A 2,842-nucleotide genomic window follows, 5' to 3' on the forward strand; every position below is an offset into this window, starting at 1 on the left:
CACTCAGCCCCGCTGAATTTGCTGATCAAACTTAGCAACGTAAAAATGGCTTGTAAGCCTATGACATTCCAAACAAAATAAAGCCATTAGCCATAACATACGCCACTGCCATGTCTGCACAAACCGATTACGTAAAATGGTTCCGCAACTCTGCGCCCTACATCAATGCCCATCGCGGCAAAACCTTTGTATTGATGTTCGGCGGCGAAGCGGTGGCTCACCCTAATTTTGCCAATATTGTTCACGATATTGCCCTTCTCAATAGCTTGGGGGTTCGCCTAATACTCGTGCACGGCGCCCGTCCACAAATTGAGCAACGCGTGAAGGATGCCGGTATTGAAAGCCGCTATCACAATGATTTGCGGGTGACCGATGATATTGAATTGCGCTGCGTCACCGACGCCGCCGGCTCACTGCGTGCTCATATTGAAGCGTTACTGTCGATGGGCGTCGCCAATTCCCCCATGCACGGCGCCGCTATTCGGGTATGTTCCGGCAATTATGTCACCGCCCGGCCCATCGGCGTGGTAGATGGCGTCGACTTTCGGCATACCGGTATCGTACGCAAAATTGATGCCTCAGCGCTGCAGCAGCAATTAAACAACCAACACATTGTGATTTTGTCGCCCATTGGCTACTCGCCCACCGGCGAAGTATTTAACCTGACCGCCGAAGATGTCGCCGTACACACCGCCGCGACCCTCAAAGCCGACAAGCTAATTTTATTCACCAGCGATGCCGGATTGCTCGACAACGAGGGCCAGTTAATTCGCCAATGCGAGTACCGCGACGTCGACAGTGAGCTGCTCAAACAACCCCAGTTAAAACACGACAGCATTGTGCAAGCAGTCGTCGAAGCGGGTGATATTGGTATTAATCGCTGCCATATGGTGTCGTTCCAGCAAGACGGTGCCCTTCTGCAGGAGTTGTTCACCCGCGACGGCGCCGGCACGCTGGTTACCCAGGAACACTATGAGCAATTCATGACTGCCGATATCGATGATGTCGGCGGCCTGCTCGCCATAATCGAGCCGCTGGAAGCCAAGGGTGTTTTATTAAAGCGCTCCAGAGAATTACTCGAAAATGAAATAAACCATTTCAAGATTTTGGTCCGCGACGGCATGGTGGTGGCTTGCGCCGCGCTATACCCTTACCCCGAACAACGCAGCGGTGAAATTGCCTGTGTCGCCACCCACCCCGATTATCGCGGAGCTGATCGCGCAGAGCGTTTATTGGAGTTATTGGAAAAAGAAGCCCGCCATCAGGGCTTGGACTCTGTGTTTGTACTCACCACCCAGACTGCGCACTGGTTTCAGGAACAGGGTTACGTGGAGTGTAAAATCGACGATCTGCCACCAGCCAAAAAGCAGCTTTATAATTTTCAACGCAACTCCAAGGCATTCCTCAAGGCACTAAATTAAGATGCGGGTACCCAGAGTCTATATAGATCAGCCACTAAGTGGCGGCGAATTGAGTTTGGATGACCGTGCTGCCCACTATGTAGGCCAAGTACTGCGAATGCGTGCAGGGCGGGATTTAGTACTCTTTAATGGCGACGGTAACGCCTACTCGGCAACAATTGTGGAAGCGAGCAAGAAACACCTGCTATGCCGCGTCGACAACACACCGCAACCCACTATGCCCATCTCCCCTCTTAAAATTGAACTGGGTATTGCCATTTCCAAGGGCGATCGATTCGACTGGGTCATTCAAAAAGCGACCGAGTTAGGCGTTACAGCCATTACACCGCTCTTTACCGAGCGGGTCGATGTCAAACTCAGCGCTGAACGGCTGGACAAAAAACAACGGCACTGGCAGCAGATCATGATCAGTGCCTGCGAACAGTGTGGTCGCAACGATTTGGTCACAATGAACACCGCACAAACCCTTAGCCAATGGCGCAGCAGTGTGAATGCGGCGTTAAAGCTGGTGCTGTGTCCCGCGGTTGCCGGTGGCGTTGCAGCCGAGAGTATCGGAGATATTGCGCTTTTGGTTGGCCCAGAAGGAGGCTTGAGCGAGAATGAAATCAATGACTGCTTAGCCCAAGAGTTCACCGCCTTGCAGCTTGGTCCACGCATACTGCGAACAGAAACAGCGCCCATTGCCGCGATTAGTATTCTGCAATATCGCTGGGGCGATATGGCCTAAACGGCGGTAGCAAGCGCAGCCATAATCTGCTGCTCCATATAATCCCAGTCGGGAATCATCATGCGTTGTTCTCCGACACGTACCACACTGTGTATTAATGGCTGCGTCTGCGCTTCAAGTGGCTCTACATCGGCACTGATCAAACGCTCAATATGAGGCATACCACTGAGCGCCACGGCAAAAAACGGCAGTGCGGCTCGATTACCAATACCATGCAGCACGGCGACATGGCGAATTTTTAGGTTCTTTGGCAGCTCACCATCGCGCAAACCCTCAAAGCTAAACACAGGTATTTCCTGTTCACGCCACATTAACATGCCCAGCATAAAAGACGAGGCAATAGCCGAACTCAGCCCTCCCGCAATAGTCACTTCCGCCACGGCCGCATTCGGCACCAGCAGCGCACCATCGGTAACCGGTAAGACAATATTGGCCAAAACGGATGAAGTCGACTCTAGGGCCTTCATACCGTGACCGCCGTCGAGGTCACTTCATCTATCGCCTTCAATAATTGAATCTCCTGATAGGGCTTGCCTAGGAAGTTATGAACCCCTAAACCAAAGGCGCGCTGGCGGTGCTTCTGCCCTGTTCGCGAACTAATCATAATAATTGGAATATGTTTAAGGCGGGGGTTACTGCGCACCCGGCTCGCCACCTCAAATCCGTCCATGCGCGGCATTTCAATATCCAGCAG

Annotated in this window: 4 protein-coding genes; 2 read left to right on the forward strand and 2 right to left on the reverse strand. The window is 52.4% G+C overall.

Annotation, left to right across the window (positions count from 1 at the left end):
* Window positions 1–110: 110 nt before the first annotated feature.
* Together argA and ABYT30_RS18015 are read left to right on the forward strand one after the other, a co-directional pair.
* Complete coding sequence (argA, locus tag ABYT30_RS18010; RefSeq protein WP_373079001.1) at window positions 111–1,421, forward strand: amino-acid N-acetyltransferase; 1,311 nt, start codon at window positions 111–113, stop codon at window positions 1,419–1,421.
* A gap of 1 nt (window position 1,422) precedes the next feature.
* On the forward strand, window positions 1,423–2,148 hold the full coding sequence (locus ABYT30_RS18015) for a 16S rRNA (uracil(1498)-N(3))-methyltransferase (protein WP_373097872.1): 726 nt from the start codon (window positions 1,423–1,425) through the stop codon (window positions 2,146–2,148).
* Here ABYT30_RS18015 and ABYT30_RS18020 read toward each other — a convergent pair.
* Window positions 2,145–2,615, reverse strand: a complete 471-nt coding sequence (locus tag ABYT30_RS18020; protein WP_373097874.1) for a chemotaxis protein CheW — start codon at window positions 2,613–2,615, stop codon at window positions 2,145–2,147. The genes ABYT30_RS18015 and ABYT30_RS18020 overlap by 4 nt on opposite strands.
* Window positions 2,612–2,842, reverse strand: a 231-nt coding sequence (locus ABYT30_RS18025) for a PleD family two-component system response regulator (protein ID WP_373097877.1), incomplete at its 5' end; no start/stop codon positions are given. The genes ABYT30_RS18020 and ABYT30_RS18025, both read right to left, overlap by 4 nt.

Origin of the sequence: Zhongshania sp. (assembly GCF_041623545.1) — a bacterium.
Classification (GTDB): domain Bacteria; phylum Pseudomonadota; class Gammaproteobacteria; order Pseudomonadales; family Spongiibacteraceae; genus Spongiibacter.

Coding starts and splice junctions, on each gene's coding strand:
- argA (WP_373079001.1), top strand. CDS start 111: ATGTCTGCACAAACCGATTACGTAAAATGGTTCCGCAACTCTGCGCCC.
- ABYT30_RS18015 (WP_373097872.1), top strand. CDS start 1,423: ATGCGGGTACCCAGAGTCTATATAGATCAGCCACTAAGTGGCGGCGAA.
- ABYT30_RS18020 (WP_373097874.1), bottom strand. CDS start 2,615: ATGAAGGCCCTAGAGTCGACTTCATCCGTTTTGGCCAATATTGTCTTA.